Raw genomic sequence first — 2,940 nt, forward strand, 5'->3', positions numbered from 1 at the left:
TGCCCGTCCAGGCACCGGCGGAGGCGGGCGCCGCGGTTCCGAAGGACGTACGGCCCTGGGAGGCGCCGGGGCGGGCGCCGCCGGAGCCGTACCCGTAGCCGAACCCGAAGCCCGAGACGATGGCGGCGCAGACCAGCGCCACCACCCCTGTGAGGGCCCCGAGCAGGGCGAATCCACGAGGTCGTGTCATGGCCCCGCTCTCTCCTCGTGTCGGTCGTCGTGCCGGTCGCCCCAGGGGTCCCGTGCGTACGGGGCGCGTCTCCGGGAACTCGATGTGCGCCCCGGGAGTACCACAGGCAGGGACAATGCGTACGGGTGGAATTGTGCACGAGCTGGGGCACGACACGTACGCGGACGGGTGGAGCGGATGGAACGTACCAACAAGGGGAGCGCGGCCGGACCGGGCACGGACGCCGGCGGCGCTCCCGACGACGGCGGTCCTCCCGACGGCGGCGGTTCCTCCGGCGCGGGTGCGGGCCGTCCTCCCGGCACGGGTGCCGGCCGCTCCGGGGGGCTGCCCGTCGGCGGGCTGCCCGCCTTCTCGTACACGGCCGCGGACGAGGAGAAGCGCCGGGGCGTCCGCCGGATGAAGACCACCGCGAGCGGGCTGCTGCTGCTCGTCGCGGTGATCTACGTGCTCGCCACCTGGGCGAAGAACTCGGGCGTCGACGGCTGGCCGGGCTATGTCGCGGCGGCGGCCGAGGCGGGGATGGTGGGCGCGCTGGCGGACTGGTTCGCGGTGACGGCGCTGTTCCGGCGCCCGCTGGGCCTGCCCATCCCGCACACCGCGATCATCCCGAACAAGAAGGACCAGCTGGGCACGTCCCTCGGCGCGTTCGTCGGGGAGAACTTCCTGTCCGCGGATGTCGTACGGGCCCGGCTGCGGGCCCTCGGCATCGGCGGGCGGCTCGGTTCGTGGCTCGCCGAACCCGCCCACGCGGACCGGGTGACGGCCGAGCTGTCCACGGCGCTGCGGGGCGCGCTGACCGTGCTGCGGGACTCGGACGTGCAGGCGGTGGTCGGCGAGGCGATCACGCGGCGCGCGGACGCGGCGGAGATCGCTCCGGGGCTCGGCAAGATGCTCGACCGGATCGTTTCGGACGGGGCGCACCACCGGGCCGTGGACCTGATCTGCACGCGGGCGCACGACTGGCTGGTGGAGCACGGCGACTCGGTCATGGACGCGGTGCAGGGCGGGGCGCCGGGCTGGACGCCGCGGTTCGTGGACCGCAAGATCGGCGACCGCGTGTACCGGGAGCTGCTGCGGTTCGTCACGGAGATGCGGGACATGCCGGGGCACCCGGCGCGGGGCGCGATCGACCGCTTCCTGCGGGACTTCGCGGTGGACCTCCAGTCGGACACGGACACGCGGGCGCGGGTCGAGCGCCTGAAGTCGGAGCTGCTGGCCCGGCCGGAGGTGCAGGACATCATCGCGTCGGCGTGGTCCTCCGTACGCGGAATGATCATCTCGGCGGCGAGCGACGACCACAGCGAACTGCGCCTGCGGGCGCGGGCCTCGCTGCTGTCCCTGGGCGCGCGGCTGGCGACGGACGGGCGGCTCCAGCGGAAGGTGGAGGGCTGGGTGGAGGACGCGGCGGGGTATGTCGTGTCGACGTACCGGGGGGAGATCACGTCGCTGATCTCGGACACGGTGAAGAGCTGGGACGCGAACGACACGTCCCGCAAGATCGAGGCGAACATCGGGCGTGACCTTCAGTTCATCCGGATCAACGGGACGGTGGTGGGGGCGCTGGCGGGTCTGGTGATCTATACGGTGTCGCACGCGCTGGGGGCATGAGGGTGGTCGGGCCCGTGGGGTTCATGGGCTGTCGGTAGCCGGGCAGCGCCTGGGTCCATGGGCTGTCGGTAGCCGGGCTGCCGCCGGGCCCATGGGCTGCCGGTGGCCGGGTGGGCTGTCAGTAGCCGGGCAGCGGCTGCTCGCACCAGATGGTCTTGCCGGTGGTCGTCTGGCGGGTGCCCCAGCTCAGGGTGAGGCCGGCGACGAGCAGCAGGCCCCGCCCGCCCTCGTCCGTCTCCCTGGCGCGGCGCAGGTGGGGCGCGGTGCTGCTGCCGTCGGAGACCTCGCAGATCAGGGTGCGGTCGCGGATGATCCGGAGCCGGATGGGGGGCGCGCCGTGGCGGACGGCGTTGGTGACGAGTTCGCTGGCCACCAGTTCCGTGATGAAGGCGGCCTCCGCGAGCCCCCACGCGTCGAGCTGTTCGACGACCAGCCGCCGGGCCCGTTCGACCTCGGACGGGTCGGCCGGGATGTCCCAGGTGGCGACCTGATCGGGCGACAGGGCGCGGGTACGGGCCAGCAGCAGGGCCACGTCGTCGGCCGGGCGCTCGGGGAGCAGGGCGCCGGTGACGATGTCGCACGCCTCCTCCAGTGTCGCGGCGGGCCGGGCCAGCGCCCGGCACAGCTCGGCGATGCCCCGGTCGATGTCGTGTTCGCGGGACTCGATCAGGCCGTCGGTGTAGAGGGCGAGCACGCTGGAGGGTTCCAGCTCCAGTTCGGTGGTCTCGAAGGGGAGGCCGCCGATCCCGAGGGGAGGACCGATGTGGCCGGTGACCGGTGCCACCGACCCGTCGGGGGTGATGACGACGGGCAGCGGGTGGCCGGCGGTGGCCAGGGTGCAGCGGCGGGAGACGGGGTCGTACACCGCGTACAGGCAGGTGGCTCCGAGGTCGGCCACGGCCGCCGGGTCGTGCAGTTCCGCGCTGTACTGCTCGCCGTCGGCGAGGCGGATGACCAGGTCGTCGAGGTGGGTGAGGAGTTCGTCGGGCGGCAGGTCGACATCGGCCAGCGTGCGGACGGCGGTGCGCAGCCGGCCCATGGCCGCTGCGGCGTGCAGGCCGTGGCCGACGACGTCGCCGACGACGAGGGCGACCCGGGTGCCCGACAGCGGGATCACGTCGAACCAGTCGCCGCCGACCCCG

At 73.7% G+C, this 2,940-nt stretch carries 2 protein-coding genes and 1 pseudogene; 1 reads left to right on the forward strand and 2 read right to left on the reverse strand.

The window, feature by feature from the left end:
• A pseudogene (locus tag GT042_RS38205) lies at positions 1-190 on the reverse strand (SGNH/GDSL hydrolase family protein); the annotation flags it as partial.
• A 177-nt stretch (positions 191-367) separates the two neighbouring features.
• On the opposite strand from GT042_RS38205, the gene GT042_RS15945 reads away from it, so the two are divergent.
• A complete protein-coding gene (locus GT042_RS15945) occupies positions 368-1,798 on the forward strand; it encodes a DUF445 domain-containing protein (RefSeq protein WP_161309375.1) in 1,431 nt (476 codons plus the stop codon).
• A gap of 118 nt (positions 1,799-1,916) precedes the next feature.
• Here GT042_RS15945 and GT042_RS15950 read toward each other — a convergent pair.
• Positions 1,917-2,940 (reverse strand): ATP-binding SpoIIE family protein phosphatase (locus tag GT042_RS15950; RefSeq protein ID WP_161309376.1); only part of this gene is annotated, 1,024 nt, incomplete at its 5' end.

This window comes from Streptomyces sp. SID3212 (assembly GCF_009865405.1).
GTDB lineage: Bacteria > Actinomycetota > Actinomycetes > Streptomycetales > Streptomycetaceae > Streptomyces.

What these genes read in the sequence shown, in the direction of transcription:
- GT042_RS15945 (WP_161309375.1), top strand. Translation starts at nt 368, where the DNA reads ATGGAACGTACCAACAAGGGGAGCGCGGCCGGACCGGGCACGGACGCC.